Annotated in this window: 15 protein-coding genes; 13 read left to right on the top strand and 2 right to left on the bottom strand. The window is 33.5% G+C overall.

The window, feature by feature from the left end:
- Window positions 1–143: 143 nt before the first annotated feature.
- A complete protein-coding gene (locus AC1Q7L_RS10460; RefSeq protein ID WP_066752610.1) occupies window positions 144–554 on the bottom strand; it encodes a DUF1573 domain-containing protein in 411 nt (136 codons plus the stop codon).
- A 169-nt stretch (window positions 555–723) separates the two neighbouring features.
- Between AC1Q7L_RS10460 and AC1Q7L_RS10455 the strand changes: the two genes are divergently transcribed.
- The 5 genes from AC1Q7L_RS10455 (at window position 724) to AC1Q7L_RS10435 (ending at window position 7,679) form a co-directional block, all read left to right on the top strand.
- Window positions 724–1,968, top strand: a complete 1,245-nt coding sequence (locus AC1Q7L_RS10455; RefSeq protein WP_492305341.1) for a sensor histidine kinase — start codon at window positions 724–726, stop codon at window positions 1,966–1,968.
- Window positions 1,969–1,985: 17 nt separating this feature from the next.
- Window positions 1,986–2,666 (top strand): response regulator transcription factor, encoded by a 681-nt coding sequence (locus tag AC1Q7L_RS10450; RefSeq protein ID WP_492305340.1) that lies wholly within the window; start codon window positions 1,986–1,988, stop codon window positions 2,664–2,666.
- 312 nt (window positions 2,667–2,978) lie between these two features.
- Window positions 2,979–5,276, top strand: a complete 2,298-nt coding sequence (locus tag AC1Q7L_RS10445; protein WP_492305339.1) for a GH92 family glycosyl hydrolase — start codon at window positions 2,979–2,981, stop codon at window positions 5,274–5,276.
- A gap of 316 nt (window positions 5,277–5,592) precedes the next feature.
- On the top strand, window positions 5,593–6,594 hold the full coding sequence (locus AC1Q7L_RS10440; RefSeq protein WP_492305338.1) for an aldo/keto reductase: 1,002 nt from the start codon (window positions 5,593–5,595) through the stop codon (window positions 6,592–6,594).
- 188 nt (window positions 6,595–6,782) lie between these two features.
- A complete protein-coding gene (locus tag AC1Q7L_RS10435; RefSeq protein WP_492305337.1) occupies window positions 6,783–7,679 on the top strand; it encodes a helix-turn-helix domain-containing protein in 897 nt (298 codons plus the stop codon).
- A 133-nt stretch (window positions 7,680–7,812) separates the two neighbouring features.
- On the opposite strand, the gene AC1Q7L_RS10430 is transcribed toward AC1Q7L_RS10435, so the two are convergent.
- The gene (locus tag AC1Q7L_RS10430) at window positions 7,813–9,150 is read right to left on the bottom strand and encodes a dihydroorotase (RefSeq protein ID WP_492305336.1); all 1,338 of its coding nucleotides are present in this window, start codon (window positions 9,148–9,150) and stop codon (window positions 7,813–7,815) included.
- A gap of 202 nt (window positions 9,151–9,352) precedes the next feature.
- On the opposite strand from AC1Q7L_RS10430, the gene AC1Q7L_RS10425 reads away from it, so the two are divergent.
- The 8 genes from AC1Q7L_RS10425 (at window position 9,353) to ribA (ending at window position 16,408) form a co-directional block, all read left to right on the top strand.
- Window positions 9,353–10,780: an oligosaccharide flippase family protein gene (locus AC1Q7L_RS10425; RefSeq protein ID WP_492305335.1), complete on the top strand. Its 1,428-nt coding sequence runs from the start codon at window positions 9,353–9,355 to the stop codon at window positions 10,778–10,780.
- A 156-nt stretch (window positions 10,781–10,936) separates the two neighbouring features.
- Window positions 10,937–11,953, top strand: a complete 1,017-nt coding sequence (locus AC1Q7L_RS10420) for a sugar phosphate nucleotidyltransferase (protein WP_492305334.1) — start codon at window positions 10,937–10,939, stop codon at window positions 11,951–11,953.
- A gap of 108 nt (window positions 11,954–12,061) precedes the next feature.
- Entirely contained in the window at window positions 12,062–12,907 is an 846-nt protein-coding gene (gene lolB1 / locus AC1Q7L_RS10415; protein ID WP_492305333.1) for a lipoprotein insertase outer membrane protein LolB1, read from the top strand.
- Entirely contained in the window at window positions 12,904–14,463 is a 1,560-nt protein-coding gene (locus tag AC1Q7L_RS10410; protein ID WP_410694131.1) for a peptidoglycan DD-metalloendopeptidase family protein, read from the top strand. The genes lolB1 and AC1Q7L_RS10410 overlap by 4 nt, the downstream gene beginning before the upstream one ends.
- A 31-nt stretch (window positions 14,464–14,494) precedes the next feature.
- Complete coding sequence (locus AC1Q7L_RS10405; RefSeq protein ID WP_492305332.1) at window positions 14,495–14,704, top strand: twin-arginine translocase TatA/TatE family subunit; 210 nt, start codon at window positions 14,495–14,497, stop codon at window positions 14,702–14,704.
- Between the two features lie 15 nt (window positions 14,705–14,719).
- Window positions 14,720–15,331, top strand: coding sequence for a DUF4254 domain-containing protein (locus AC1Q7L_RS10400; RefSeq protein WP_410694130.1), 612 nt, complete (start codon window positions 14,720–14,722; stop codon window positions 15,329–15,331).
- Window positions 15,328–15,786, top strand: a complete 459-nt coding sequence (locus AC1Q7L_RS10395; protein WP_492305331.1) for a hypothetical protein — start codon at window positions 15,328–15,330, stop codon at window positions 15,784–15,786. Before AC1Q7L_RS10400 ends, AC1Q7L_RS10395 begins: the two co-directional genes overlap by 4 nt.
- Before the next feature lie 25 nt (window positions 15,787–15,811).
- Entirely contained in the window at window positions 15,812–16,408 is a 597-nt protein-coding gene (ribA, locus tag AC1Q7L_RS10390; protein ID WP_410694128.1) for a GTP cyclohydrolase II, read from the top strand.
- The last annotated feature ends 31 nt before the right edge of the window (window positions 16,409–16,439 follow it).

Genomic DNA, 16,439 nt, shown 5'->3' with positions numbered 1-16,439 from the left:
GGGTTTCGGCGGCTCCGCCGCCGAAACCCGAAGCCCTGAAAAATAGCGAGTGCGGAAAGCGGGAAAAAGCTTCAAATAAAAAAACAAAAGCAGCCTGACAATAAATTATCAGGCTGCTTTTATATTGAACAAGATTAAATTAATTATGCAGTAACAGTTCCTTTAAACGAAAGTGTTTTAGGAGTTTTACTTTCGCTTGTTGTAACGTTAACCGTTTTCATGAATGGGCCTGCAGCTGCAGCATTAAAACTAGCTTCTACAAATCCTTTTTTACCAGGAAGAATTGGAGTTTTAGTGTAATCTGCTGTAGTACATCCACAAGATGGTGCTACATTTTCGATAACAATTGGCTTTTTAGATGTATTTGTAAATTCAAATCTGATTAATTTTGGTTTTCCCTGAGGAATATTTCCAACGTCAATAGATTCTGATTTCCATGTGATATCAGCTTTAATTGTTCTCACAACAGGAGTTCCTTCTGCAGGAAATACATTTGCATAAAATGGTGAGCATGCTAACACTGCTAAAAGAGCTGTAATTTTTAAATTTTTCATGAGTATAAATTTTATTAATAGTTAAATATAAAAAACAATTATTATTTTTTGATATAACAAATGTAAAGCTGATTGTTACTTCAACATGTTAACCGCTATCAAACATTTGTTAATAAGTTGTTAATGATAAAAGATTAATAGATATTTTTGGATAATATTGCTTCATTAAATGGAAATAAAGAAACTCAATATTATTATTACCCTCGGCTTTGTTGCTATTATCGGAATCTTGATAGCCCAACTTCTATGGACAAGACAAGCCTATAATATTGAGGATGAAAAATTTAACCAAACCGTAAATATTGCTTTACTCGAAGTCGTGGAAAAATTGTCGGGAGGAAAAACTTCTTTTAGTGAAAATCCGGTTCAGAATATTTCCAACGACTATTATGTGGTTAATATTAATAATGAATTTCATCCCGAAGTATTGGAATATTATTTGAAAACAGAATTCACTCGTTTACAGATAAATACCGATTATGTTTACGCATTATACAATTGCCAAAGTGATAGAATGATGTATGGAAAATATGTTTCTAAGCATCAGGAAAGTCCAAATATGGCTATTAAATTTCCAAAACATAAAAATTTAGTCTATTATTTTTCTATACGCTTTCCCGATAAAACGACGTATCTGATCAGTTCATTACGTTTTTGGTATGTACTCACCTTTGCTCTTATTATCATTCTTTTGGTATATGTTTATTCTATTTATACTATTATCCAACAGAAAAAATTCTCTGAGCTGCAGCGTGATTTTATCAATAATATGACACATGAGTTTAAGACTCCTCTTTCTTCTATACTTTTGGCTTCAGAAGCGCTCACAAAGCAAGAACTCATTAAGGAAAACCCTAAGCTACAGACCTACACTTCTATCATTACCGATCAGGGTTATAAGCTTAATAATCATATTGAAAAAATATTGAATATCGCTAAAAATGATGCTTCCGGACTGTCATTAAAACCTCAGAAAATAGTTTTATTGCCGTTTATTCAGGAAATTGTCGACACAATAAAACAAAAGAATGAAAATCTTTCCGTTGAAATAGAAATTGATAGTAATACGTCAATCATTGCTGATGAATTTCACTTTACAAACATCAGTTATAACATTTTAGACAACTCCATCAAATACTGCGAAACGAAACCTACTATTATAATTTCTTCTTTTAAAGATTCAAAAGGTTTATATTTAAAATTTAAAGATAATGGAATGGGAATTCCGCCTAAAAATATTCCTCATATTTTTGATAAATTTTACAGAGTAAATACAAAAAAAAGTGATGAGGTAAACGGTTTTGGATTAGGTTTATTTTACGTAAAAAAAATCGTTCAGCAACATAACTGGAAAATTTCAGTTGAAAACAATAAGGATGAAGGAATTACGATAACTCTATTTTTACCGTCTTAAAAACATCAGCGCAAACCATGGAAAAATCTAAAATTTTATATGCAGAAGATGACAATACAATCGCTTTCCTTATTCAGGATAGCTTGGAGAGTTATTATGATATAGATTGTTATCCTGATGGAAAATCGGCATTGGAAGCATTCAATACCAAAACTTTTGACATTTGCCTTTTAGATATTATGATGCCCGAGCTCAACGGGTTTGAATTAGCACAATGCATCCGCGATAAAAACTCCGAAATTCCCATTATTTTTATTTCAGCAAAAGCTTTGAAAGAAGATAGGATTAAAGGATTAAAAATTGGCGCAGACGATTATTTGGTAAAACCTTTCAGTATTGAAGAGCTCATTCTAAAAATTGAAGTTTTTCTAAAACGTTCAAAGAAAACAAACACCACTCCATCAAAATATAAGGTGGGGAAATATGACTTCGATCCTAGAAACTATACTTTACAAGATTCATTAAGTACAATCACTCTTACCCAAAGAGAATCTGAACTGTTATTATATTTTATTAATCATAAAAACAGCGTTGTAAAAAGACAAGATATCCTTAAAGCAATTTGGGGAGATGACGATTACTTTATGGGACGGAGCTTGGATGTATTTATTTCAAGATTGCGAAAATTATTGGCTGATGAACAAAATGTAATTATTGAAAATCTACACGGAATAGGTTTTAGGTTTTCTGAAAAATAGCCTTTCAATAATTTACTACATTTTTGTTTTATCTCTAAATCTTAAATTCATTGAAAATTTAACCGCAAAAGGTACAAAAGCTCTCTGCAGATTTAACCATTGTTTAATTGTTAGAAAACAAAAGCTACTCAAAAGAATAAAAAATCAAAGATTTTTAAAAACTTATGTGCTCTTATTAGCGGTTTAATAATTAACTTAAAATACTAAAGTGTTAATCTTTTGTCTCTTTTGTGGTTAAAATAAACACCTTTTTTAAATAAATAATTATTCTTTGATTTTGATTACTTTTATCATTCGAAAATTTACTTATCCATGAAAAATTCGGGAACTTCTGTTTTTCTATTATTTTTATTATTTAGTTTACATCTTAAAGCTCAACAATTCGAAAAGCTCTATCAATATGTAAATCCATTGATTGGAACTGAAAAAATGGGACACACCTATCCCGGAGCAACGGCGCCGTTTGGAGCAGTCCAATTAAGTCCAGAAACAGATACAATTTCCTACGAACTCAACGGAAAATACAACGGTGATGTCTATAAATATTGTGCCGGATATCGTTACGAAGACAAAACAATTGTAGGTTTCAGTTCTACCCATTTTAGCGGAACAGGACATTCTGATTTAGGAGATTTCCTCGTAATGCCAACGGTTGGAAAATTACAATTGAATCCCGGAACTGCTTCAAATCCTGAAAGTGGTTATAGAAGTAGATTTTCTCATCAAAACGAAAAAGCAGAAGCCGGATATTATAAAGTAAAACTTGACGATCATAATATTTTAGCAGAATTAACAGCTACAACAAGAGCCGGAGTTCATCGCTACACATTCCCAAAGTCTGACCAAGCCCATATTATTTTGGATTTGATGGCTGGAATTTATAATTATGACGGTAAAAATGTCTGGACTTATGTTCGTGTTGAAAATGGAAATATCATTACAGGCTATCGACAAACCAACGGTTGGGCAAGAACTAGAACGGTTTATTTTGCGATGAAATTTTCAAAACCTTTTAAATCTTACGGTCAGAAAAATTATGACGGAAAACAAGTTTACAATGGTTTCTGGAGAAAATTTGACCAGACTAAAAACTTTCCAGAGATCGCAGGAAAGAATCTGAAAATGTATTTTGATTTTGATACCAATGAAAATGAAGCTATTGAAGTTAAATTAGCAATTTCACCTGTAAGTCAAGTCAATGCATTAGAAAATTTAGAAAAAGAAGTGGGTAATTTATCTTTTGATGAGGTGAAAGCACAAACTCAGGAAACTTGGAATAAAGAATTAAATAAAATTGTCATTAAAGGTTCTGAAGCTGAAAAGACAAATTTCTATACTGCGATGTATCACACTTTTATTAACCCAACAACGTATACAGATGTCAATGGAGAATATAAAGGTTTAGATCAAAACATTCACAAAGCAGAAGGTTTTACGAATTATACAACATTCTCTATTTGGGATACTTATCGTGCGCTTCATCCATTTTTTAACATTATTCAACCCAAAAGAAATGGAGATATGGTAAAGTCGATGATGGCTCATTACGATCAATTTTCGATGAAAATGTTGCCGATTTGGTCTCATTATGCGAATGATAACTGGTGTATGAGTGGTTATCACAGTGTGAGTGTAGTTGCCGATGCGATTATTAAAGGAAATTATAACGGCGACGCAAAAGCTGCGTTAATGGCTTGTGTAGAAACAGCCAACAAAAGAGATTATGAAGGTATCGGACAATATATTGATTTGGGATATATTCCTGCAGAAAAAAGTGGAACTTCTGTTTCCAACACCTTAGAATATGCGTATGATGATTGGGCCATTGCTCAATTGGCGAAACATTTAGGTGAAACAGAAATTTACAATCAATTCATCAAACGTTCTGAAAACTGGAAAAACAATTTTGATAAAACCATCGGATTTATGCGTCCCCGTTTAGCAGATGGAAGTTTCAAGAAAGATTTTAATGCACTGAGTACACACGGACAAGGTTTCATTGAAGGAAATTCTTGGAACTACAGTTTCTTCGTTCCTCAAAATCCGGATGAACTAATTAAAATGATGGGCGGAAAGAAAAAATTCGCTTCAAAATTAGATGAGCTATTCACAATGCATTTACCCGACGAGTTTTTTGCAGATACAGAAGATATTACAAGAGAAGGAATTATCGGCGGATATGTTCACGGAAACGAACCGGCGCATCATGTTGCTTATTTTTACAATTGGGCTGGGCAACCGTGGAAAACTCAGGCGCAGATCAGACGAATTTTAGAAATGCAATATAAAGCCACTCCCGATGGATTAGGCGGAAATGATGATACCGGACAAATGAGTGCCTGGTATATTTTGAGTTCACTTGGTTTTTATCCTTTAGCTCCGGGTTCGGAAGACTATGCGATTGGAAGTCCAGCTGTAGATCATGCCGTTCTGAATTTAGAAAACGGAAAAACTTTTGAAATTGAAGCGATCAATCAAAGTCCGAAAAATGTATATATTGAAAAAATTCTATTAAACGGTAAAGAAATAAAAAACTTTACATTGAAGCATTCTGAGATTATGAATGGCGGAAAATTGAGTTTTTATATGAGTTCTAAAGCTAAAAAATGATTTGTTTAAACACAAATAACACTAATATTTTACACTAATTTTCACAAATAAAATCTGCAAAGCTGTCATTCAGAGCGGAACGCAGTGGAGCGTGGAATCTAAGCATAGCTTTAGTTACATTGTTTAGATTCCTGCGGGATAACAAATATTATATAAAACTATACCACGGATTTCACGGATTTTCACAGATGATTGTGTATATTTTTTTTAATTGAAAAAAATACAATCCGTAATTTGAATACGACAATCATGGTTTTGCATACACCCGATTCTTAATTTCTGTCCAATTTTGTACTATAAAATCAACAACAAGAATATGGACAAAGTAAAATTAGGAAATCAAGGATTAATCATTCCGAATATCGGTTTGGGATGCATGGGAATGACCGGTTTTGGTGATGCAGATATGTATGGTAAAACCGATGAGAAAGAAGCGATTGCAACGATTCATCATTCTTTAGAATTAGGTGGGAATTTTTTAGATACAGCAGATTTGTACGGTCCTTTCAAAAATGAGCAATTGATCGCAAAAGCTATTGAAGGTAATCGAGATCAATATATTATCGCAACAAAATTCGGATGGGAAATTGATGATAACGACCAAGTAACCTGGAAAATTAACGGAACTAAAGATTATGTAAAAAAATCTGTCGAACGTTCTCTTAAAAATCTAAAAACTGATTATATCGATTTGTATTACATGCACCGTCTCGATAAAAACACTCCAGTTGAAGAAACAGTAGAAGCGATGAGTGATTTGGTTAAAGAAGGGAAAATAGGTTATATCGGTTTGTCTGAAGTCTCTTCTGAGACTGTAAAAAAAGCGCATGCCGTTCATCCAATTACAGCTGTACAAAGTGAATTTTCTCTTTTCGAAAGAACGGTTGAAGAAAAAGGCGTAATCAAAACTTTAAACGAATTAGGAATCGGTTTTGTTGCCTATTCACCTTTAGGAAGAGGATTTTTATCCGGACAGATCCGTTCTATTGATGATTTGCCTGAAAATGATTTCCGAAGAGGAATTCCGCGTTTTCAGGGGGAACATTTCCATAAAAATATTGAATTGGTAGAAGCGATTGAAAATCTGGCAAAGGAAAAAGACATCACTTCTTCACAACTGGCATTAGCTTGGATTATCAGCAAAGGAATTATTCCAATTCCGGGAACTAAGCGAAGAAAATACTTAGAACAAAATATTGAAGCAAGTAAAATTGTGTTAAGTGAAGCTGATCTTCAAAAACTGGAAAGCATTGTGCCGTTGGGTACAGACACCGGAGCAACATATGACGAATTCGGAATGGGACTTTTGGATTATTAATTTGTAACTTTAATTGTTAAAAATAGCTCAAACCTCATAGGTTTTTGAAACCTATGAGGTTTATATTAAAACGCAATACGATCGCGCCCCGGCTTGAACGGAGCTCTTTTTGTGGAGCGAAGCGGAACAAAAAAGCGGGAGTGGAAGACGGAAAAAGGCGCCATAAAAGATAAAAAAGTTAAAAAATTATGAACACGATACAATCTATTTCGGCATTTCACAGGTTGCTTTCACTTCCTGAACCTAAGCATCCGATGGTAAGTGTCATTAATCTTCATGAAAGTATTTTTATTGAAGATGATGTCTGGAAAGGTTTTGTAAGCAGATATTATTGTGTTGCCTTGAAACGAAATGCCACGGGAAAAATAAAATACGGTCAGCAACATTATGATTATGATAAGGGTGTTTTGAGTTTTACAGCACCCAATCAGGTTCAGTATCTGGATTTGCAAACGATGGATTGTGAAAACACAGGTTATCTACTGATTTTTCATGAAGATTTTCTGCTGAAACATTCGCTGGCAAAGACAATTTCTTCTTATGGATTTTTCTCGTATGCCGTAAACGAAGCCTTGCATTTGTCTGAAGATGAAGAGAATGATTTGCTTGAAATCATGAATAAAATCGATAAGGAATGTCTGCATATCGACCATCATACGCAGGAAATTATTTTATCGCAGATTGAATTATTGCTGAATTATTCGAAACGATTTTACGAAAGACAATTTATTACCCGAAAAAGTGGAAGTCATCAGCTTCTAACAAAATTTGAATCTTTTTTGAATGATTATTTTAATAAAGAATCTTCTGACAAAGGTCTTTTAACGGTTCATCAAATTGCCGAGGCGATGAATCTTTCTGCGAATTATTTAAGTGATCTTTTGCGAGTTCATACGGGACAAAATACACAACAGCATATTCACGAAAAGTTAATCAGTAAAGCAAAGGAAAAGCTTTCGACGACTGAGCTTTCGGTAAGTGAAATTGCTTATGAATTGGGATTTGAACATTCGCAGTCTTTTTCTACTCTATTTAAAAAGAAAACGAATATGTCGCCTTTGGAATTTAGGCAGTCTTTTAATTAATTCTCCCACAGATTTCTCAGATTTACACAGATGATTGTGTTTAAAAATTTGTGAGCAAAAATTATGTTTTGGCTAAAGCCAAATTTGAATATTAAATGAAAAAGCGGGCTAAAGCCCGCTTCTATTGATATTTTTATTCCTGAACTTCAAAAAGCAATCGCTCTCCGAATTTTTGTTCATTAATTTTTCCGTTATCGTAAACCAGATTTCCATTAACAAAAGTTTGGGTCACTTTAGAATGGAAATTCGTTCCTTCTAACGGGCTCCAACCACATTTATACAGGATATTTTCTTTGGCAACTGTCCAATTTTCATTTAAATCAACTAGAACTAAATCTGCTTTGTACCCTTCTCTTATAAAACCTCTTTTTTCAACTCTAAAAAGAATCGCAGGATTGTGAGACATTTTTTCAACGATTTTCTCTAAAGAAATTTTTCCGTTGATATAATTCTCCAACATCACAACCAAAGAATGTTGAACCAAAGGCGCTCCGGAAGGACATTTTGTATAAACATTTTGCTTTTCTTCCCAAGTGTGAGGCGCATGATCTGTTGCGATCACATCAATTCTGTCATCCAACAAAGCTTCCCAAAGTGCATCTTTGTCTTTTTGCGTTTTTACAGCAGGATTCCATTTGATTAATCCTCCTTTTGTATCGTAATCTTCATTCGTGAACGTCAAATGATGTACACAAACTTCTGCTGTGATTTTTTTATCTTTTAAAGGAATGTCATTTCTGAAAAGTTCCATTTCTTTTGCAGTTGAAAGATGGAAAACGTGAAGTCTTGCTCCTGTCTTCTGTGCTAATTCAATTGCTTTTGAAGAAGATTTATAACAAGCTTCTTCACTTCTGATCAAATGATGAAATTTAACCGGAATATCCTCACCATATTCATCAAGATATTTTTGAGTATTTGCTTTAATTGTGGCTTCATCTTCGCAATGAACAGCGATCAGCATTTTTGTATTGCTGAAAATATTTTCTAATGTTTCAGGATTATCAACCAACATATTTCCCGTTGAAGAACCTAAAAACAACTTAATTCCGGGAACATTTCTGGGATTTGTTTTCAAAACTTCTTCCAGATTATCATTGGTTCCACCCATCATGAAGCCATAATTGGCATAGGCTTTCTGAGAACCTATTTCGTATTTGTCAGCTAATAATTCTTGCGTAACGGCATTCGGAACAGTATTTGGCTGATCGATAAAACTTGTAATTCCGCCTGCGATGGCAGCTCTGGATTCGGTTTCAATATCACCTTTATGAGTTAGTCCCGGATCACGGAAATGCACCTGATCATCAATCACTCCCGGCAAAAGATATTTTCCTTCACCCTCAATAATTTGATCAGCCTCTTCCGAGATATTGGAATCTATTTTAGAAATTAAATCATTTTCAATTAAAATATCACCTTCAAAGATCTGGCCTTCGTTAACGATTTTTACATTTTTGATTAAGGTCTTCATTTATTTTTTTAGAAATTAGATGTTAGACATTAGAAGTTAGAAAAAGTTTTGAGTTATAAATTAGACGAATTTTTACCACTAATCTCTAACCTCTAATTTCTAGCTTCTACATAAAAGCAAAATTAAGGTTTATGAATGAATTTTAAGATCGTTCACAAAAATCTATTTCTAAATATTTACATTTGCAGAAAAAATTTCGACATTGTATAAGAAACTATTAGGGCAGACAATCATATACGGAGTAGGTGCAATTGCGCCAAGAATTATTTTATTTATTCTTAATCCACTTTTGATCTATAAAATTCCCAATGAAGGTTTTGCTACTTTCACACAGCTTTACGCATGGATTTCGTTTGTGAACATCATACTTTCTTTTGGTTTTGAAACAGCTTATTTTAGATTTTCTGCAGAAGAAGGAAATGAGAAAAAAACTTTCAATACTTCTTTTTGGTTTTTATTTTCAACCTCTACTGTTTTCCTTGCGTTGTGTTATTTATTTAATCAGCAGTTAGCAGATTATGCCGGATATCATGATAATCCTGAATACATTAAATGGTTCGCTTTAATTGCATTTTTTGATAATTTACTGGTGATACCTTTTGCTTGGTTACGTTTTCATAATAAACCAATAAAATATTCAGTAGTAAGGATCGTTCAAGCGATTTTTCAGGCGATTTTTACGGCTGCGTTATTTTTCTGGATTCCACAAAGTATTTCAAGAAGCTTTGGACTAGACCAAAATGTAGATTATCCCTTCTTTAGTAATCTTGCGGGAAGTGCATTAGGGTTTTTATTATTGCTTCCGATTATAGTAAAGGTAAGATTTCAATTCATTACTTCTTTGTTTAGGCGAATGATCAAATATTCATTCCCATTGATGTTAGCTGGTTTAGCATTTATGGTTAATGAGAATTTTGACAAATCGATTCAAAAAGGTCTTATATCAGATGAAGAGGCCGGTGCTTATGGCGGTTGTTACAAATTAGCCGTTTTGATGACACTATTTGTTACCGCTTACAGAATGGGTATTGAGCCTTTCTTTTTTAAACAAATGGACAAAGGCGATTCTAAAAAAACGTATGCAAAAGTTGCTGAATATTTTGCATTTTTTGCCTGCGCTGTTGCACTAGGAATTATTGCGAATATTTCTTGGTTAAAAAGCGTTTTTATTCCTAACAAATCTTATTGGATCGCGATAGATATTATCCCAATTATTGTCCTAGCTAATCTTTGCTTCGGAATTTACTATAACTTTTCGACTTGGTATAAAGTAACAGATAGAACAAGTGTTGGAACGATTATTTCTTGGCTTGGAGCGGGGATCAATATTGCATTGAACCTTTTAGCCTTAAAATATTTCCACAGCATGGTTGGTTCTGCATGGGCTACTTTTGGTGCTTATGTCATCATGATGATAGTTTCTTATCTATTAGGTCAGAAATATTATCCGATACCTTATAGAATGAAAAAAATGTCTTTCTTCCTGATATTACTTGGTGTTTTCAGTTTTATCATTGTGAAATATCTTAACTATAATATCTTAATGAGTAATATACTATTCTTAATTTTCATTGGAATTTTATTTTACTCCGAAAAAGATATGATCCTCTCCCGAATCAAAAAAAGCTAAAAATTGGTCTCTCTTTTGATAGTAATCAATTCTGTTTTTAAAAATTAAACAAACTCACTAAAGCTGATAAATATTACGAATAACAATAGTTTTAATTATTATCTTTAGCCGACAAATAAAAAATACTTAAATAATAAAACACTTAGAATTATATAAATGAAAATTATAGTACCTATGGCTGGACGCGGTTCCAGATTACGTCCACATACATTAACTGTTCCAAAACCTCTTATTCCTATCGCAGGAAAACCGATCGTTCAAAGATTGGTAGAAGATATTGCAAAAGTTGCTGGAGAAGAAATTGAAGAAGTTGCTTTTATCATCGGAGATTTTGGTCCTGAAATCGAAAAATCATTACTTCATATCGCTGAAAAATTAGGTGCAAAAGGAAGCATTTATTATCAGAATGATCCACTTGGAACGGCTCACGCTATCAAATGTGCCGAACAATCCATGACAGGAGACGTTGTGATTGCCTTTGCAGATACGCTTTTCCGTGCAGATTTTGTTTTAGATAAAAACTCAGATGGTGTAATTTGGGTAAAAAGCGTAGAAGATCCGTCTGCTTTTGGTGTTGTAAAATTAGACAACTACGGTTTCATTACTGATTTTGTTGAAAAACCTACAACATTCGTTTCAGACTTAGCTATTATTGGTATCTATTATTTTAACAGTGCCGAAAAATTGATGAGCGAGATCAATTATATCATGGATAATGATATTAAAAACGGTGGAGAATATCAATTAACGACAGCATTAGAAAACTTAAGAGCAAAAGGTGCAAAATTCTCACTAGGAAAAGTAAACGACTGGATGGATTGCGGGAACAAAAATGCAACCGTAGAAACAAACAGTAAAATTCTTGCTTACGAGATTGAAGAAATGTCAACCTACCCGGCTTCGGCAGTTATTGAAAATTCATTGATCATCCAACCTTGTTTTATTGGTGAAAATGTGAAAATTTCGAACTCAAAAGTAGGTCCTGGAGTTTCTTTAGGAAATAATACAATCGTTGTGAATTCAAATATTGAGAACTCGTTGATTCAGGAAAATACAAGAATCAACCACGGAAACCTTTCTAATTCTATGATTGGAAATTCTGCTCAGTATTTTGGAGTTTCAAGAGAGATTTCTTTAGGAGATTATTCTGTTTTAGATTTTTTGTCTAGATAAGATCAGAATTTATTATATTTAAATAACATATCTTCAAACCACACAAAATGTTTTGTGTGGTTTGGCGTTAATATTGCAAAGTATTATTTTAATCCAAAAGATAAATACATGAAAAACTGGATACCATTAATTTTACTGCTTCTCGTTTTGTCGTCCTGTAAGACAAGAAATGCCGCTAAAAAGAACAGCAACAACATACAAGACAGCACTATCGTAGTAAAAGACGATGGAAATCCTAAAGACGCCAATGAACCTGTAAGAGATAAGATTACATTCTTTGAACATGTAATTATTCCACCAAAATTTGATCAGATAAAAATCAGCAGTAAGGTAAATGTTGAAACAGGAAGTTTCATCCCGACTCTTGACGCTACCATTTATATTGAAAACAATAAAAAAGTTTGGATGAATCTTCAGGCATTTTTATTTACTGTTGCACGAGGAATTGCAACTCCTGAAGGAATAAAAGGGCAAGATAAAACCAGTAAATCTTATATCGATTCAGATTTTGAATATCTTAACAACTTATTGAATGTCAATTTCATTGATTATAAATCTTTGGAAAAAATATTGATGGGAAGAACGTTTGTAAAGATCAGTGATTCACAGTTTACGCTTACAAAAAACGCTCAGGGATTTAAAATGACATCCAATGGAAATCAAAAGATCGTCACTGATGAAAAAACACGGGAATATAAAATTACCTTGCAGTATGATACGAATTACGATTTATTGAATGTAAATTTAAAAGATGTTTTATCTCCTGATGAATTAGAAATATCTTACAGCAATTGGGATGAATATAATGGAATTCGTTTACCTAAAAATGTTAAAATAATTATAAAAGGGTCAAAAAGCAGTCAGATTTTACTAGAAAATACGAAATTTGACTTTTCCCCGATGGAAACACCGTATTCAGTACCATCCAGTTATAAGAAAATTGAAATTAAATGATTAAAAAATTTAGCTTTTTAATAGGTATTTTGCTGTTCTCATTGCAATATGGGCAAAAAAAAGAGCAATTACAAAGCCAGAATGCTGACCTTAAAAAACAAATTGCACAAATAAATTCAGATTTAGCTAAAACCAGAAGCGAATCTAAGCTTTCTATAGCATACCTTACCAACGTCAATAAAAAATTAGTTTTAAGAGAAAAAGTATATACTAATACTCAAAAAGAAAAACGTTTTATTGAGGATGACATTTACCTTCGTCAGTTGGAAATTAACCGTCAAAACAAAGAATTAGCGATTCTCAGAAAGAATTACGCTGAAGTTTTGGTAAATGCCTATAAAAATAAGGGAGTACAAAATAAGGTAACTTTTATTCTTTCTGCCAAAAATATGGGAGAAGCAATAAGAAGGGTTCAATATTTAAAACAATACGCTGATTATCAAGATAAAAAAGCTGCTGAAATTTCAAATGCTGCAGCCAAGATAAAAAACACCATTACGCAAAGACAAAAATCTATTAAAGATAAAGAGCAGCTTTTAGTAAATCAACAAAAAGATTTAACTACAATCAATGCTGAAAGAGCCCAAAAAGAACAACTTGTTGCAGAATTCAAGAAAAATGAATCTCAGTTAACGGTTGAGCTTAAGCAAAAACAAACTCAGTCTAAAGCTCTTGAAGGACAAATCAGATCTATTATTGCTGAAGAAATCAGAATCGCAAAAGCTGAAGAAGAAGCAAGAAGAAAAGCAGAAGCTGAAAAAATACGTCTTGCAAAAATCGCTGCAGAAAGAGAAAAGGCTAGAATTGAAGCTGAAAACAGAGCGAGAGCAGAAGCATTAGAAAAAGAAAGATTGCTGGCAGAAGCAGAAGCCAAAAGAGCAACAGAATTAGCTGCAAAACGAGCTGCTGAAGAAAAGAAACGTACAGAAGAAGCTGCAAGAGCAGAAGCTAATGCAAAAGATGCTGAAAGAAAAATAGCTGCTACTAAAGCGTCGGAAGAAGCCAATGCAAGAGCAAGAGAAGCATCAAACAAATTGATCGCTGCAAGAGCTGCAGAAGCTGCACTAACAAAGAAAAAAGACGACGAGAAAAAAGCTGCAGAAACCAAAGTAATGACCAACTTTGGAGTAAATTCTACAGTTGCAGGAAATAATTTCGCAGAAAACAGAGGAAGGCTAGGTTTCCCTGTAGATAAAGGACAAATTACCCACCGATTCGGAAGACAGCCTCACCCGGTTTTCAAAAATATTGTTGAAGAAAATAATGGGATCAAGATATCCGTGCCTTCAGGTACACGTGCAAAATCTGTATTCCCGGGAACAGTTTCTTCAATCTTGGCTAATAGTGACGGTACAAAAACCGTTATGATCAAACATGGAAGCTATTTTACAATCTATTCCAACTTAGGTGGTGTAAATGTTTCTAAGGGACAACAGGTCTCTGCAGGCACTCCGGTAGGTGTTGTAGGTCAGGATTTTGACGGATCTTACACCCTTGATTTCCAGGTATGGAGCGGAACTACACCAGTTGATCCATTAGGTTGGGTTTCCTATTAAAAAATAGATTAACTTTGTAAAAAATTAAGCAATGCAAACACTAACAATATTAGCCTTATCTTGGCAACATATCCTTATCGTAGCTGTACTTCTTGTGTTACTTTTTGGAGGTAAAAAAATTCCGGAATTAATGAGAGGTGTTGGTTCGGGTATCAAAGAATTTAAAGATGCGGTAAAAGAAGAAGACAAACCAGGTTCTGAAAAGAAATCTTCTTCTGATAATAATCCTACCAGCAACTAAAATTCTACAGAATTAATGAACTTTACAGAGATTGCATGGCAAGTCTTTAATACTTCTATTGAAGATTATCACGTGCTTGATGACGTTAACACTCTAATTAATAACCCGTTCGAAAAAGATAGTTTGGAACGAATTTTGTATGCAAAGAACTGGATTGATACCGTTCAATGGCATTTGGAAGATATTATTAGAGATGAAAATATAGACCCGACCGAAGCTCTTCAATTAAAGAGAACTATCGATGCTTCTAATCAGAAAAGAACTGATTTAGTAGAATTTATAGACAGTTGGTTTCTTACAAAGTATGAAAATATAACTCCTAAATCTGATGCAAAAATCAATACTGAAACTCCCGCTTGGGCTGTAGACAGATTGTCGATTCTTGCATTAAAGGTTTATCACATGTCATTAGAGGCCAACAGAGAATCCGCTTCTGAAGAGCACCGCCAGAATTGCCAGGCAAAACTAGATGTGCTACTAGACCAGAAAGAAGATCTGTTTACTTCTATTAATCAGTTGCTTACTGATATTGAGAACGGTAACGTTAAGATGAAAGTGTACAAACAAATGAAAATGTACAACGATGATAGTCTTAACCCAATCCTTTATCAAAAGGGGCAAAAATGAAACGACTATTTTTTTTCGGAGTACTAATAATTCTAACAACTTCCTGCGCAACGGAAAAATTAAATTTTTCTCCGCTGTCTAATAATTTTTATAGCGAAGCCAAAGGTTCAGATTCTGATAGAGGAGTAAAGAAAAGCATAGACATCAACATTAAAGAAAATGTAAATGCATCTGAGATCTCTAACCTAATTTCAACTTTTCCTAAGTTTAAAAATGCAGATTTGAATGAAGAAGTTACAAACTTGAAATACAGTTTGCAGAACTATCTTTATGCAATCGATGCAAGCAATGTGTCAGGAAAAAACAGATCTATTAAAAGCTTCGAAAAGTCTTATAAAAAAATTCAGAAACTGAGACAGAATCTTAACAAAGATGATGACGAAGTACTTAACAGATATTTGGTAAGATTAAAAACCAATATCACCGTTATCGAAGATTCCTTAAAAGGAAATTAAAACAACAAACAACAATTGAGCTTTAATGATTAAAATTCAGGCGGAGGCCAACGTTCCTACAGAACACGGCAGTTTCCGAATGATTGCTTTCTCTGAAAATGAAAATGATTGGATGCCTCACATGGCTATTATTGCCGAAAACACAGACTTTTCTAAGCCTGTAAATGTACGTTTCCACTCAGAATGTATTACCGGAGAAGTTTTCCATTCAAAAAAATGTGAATGCGGGCAGCAACTTGATGCCGCAATGAAATATACCCATGAAAATGGAGGAATGATAATTTACCTTCGACAGGAAGGGAGAAATATAGGAATCATCAATAAGCTTAAAGCTTACTCTCTTCAGGAAAAAGGTTTTGACACCGTAGAAGCTAACCTAAAACTAGGACTTCCGGCAGATGACAGAAACTTTGAAGTAGCCATTGAGATTCTTAATATACTAGATGTAAAAGATATCAACTTACTTACAAACAATCCTGAAAAGGTGAAACATGTAGAGAAAAGTAATATTCATCTTAATTCAAGGATACCTTTACAGATTCCAGCCAACGAGAACAGTAAAGAATACCTACAAACAAAGAAAGATTATTTTGGACATCTTCTGGATGACAACGATAATTAAAACTTAATAAAAGCAAAGGCTCCGAAAGAAT

It is taken from the genome of Chryseobacterium sp. GW823-FHT05E08 (assembly GCF_058795655.1).
The sequence above is the reverse complement of the archived record's forward strand: the minus strand, read 5'-3'. Positions and strand labels throughout refer to the sequence as shown.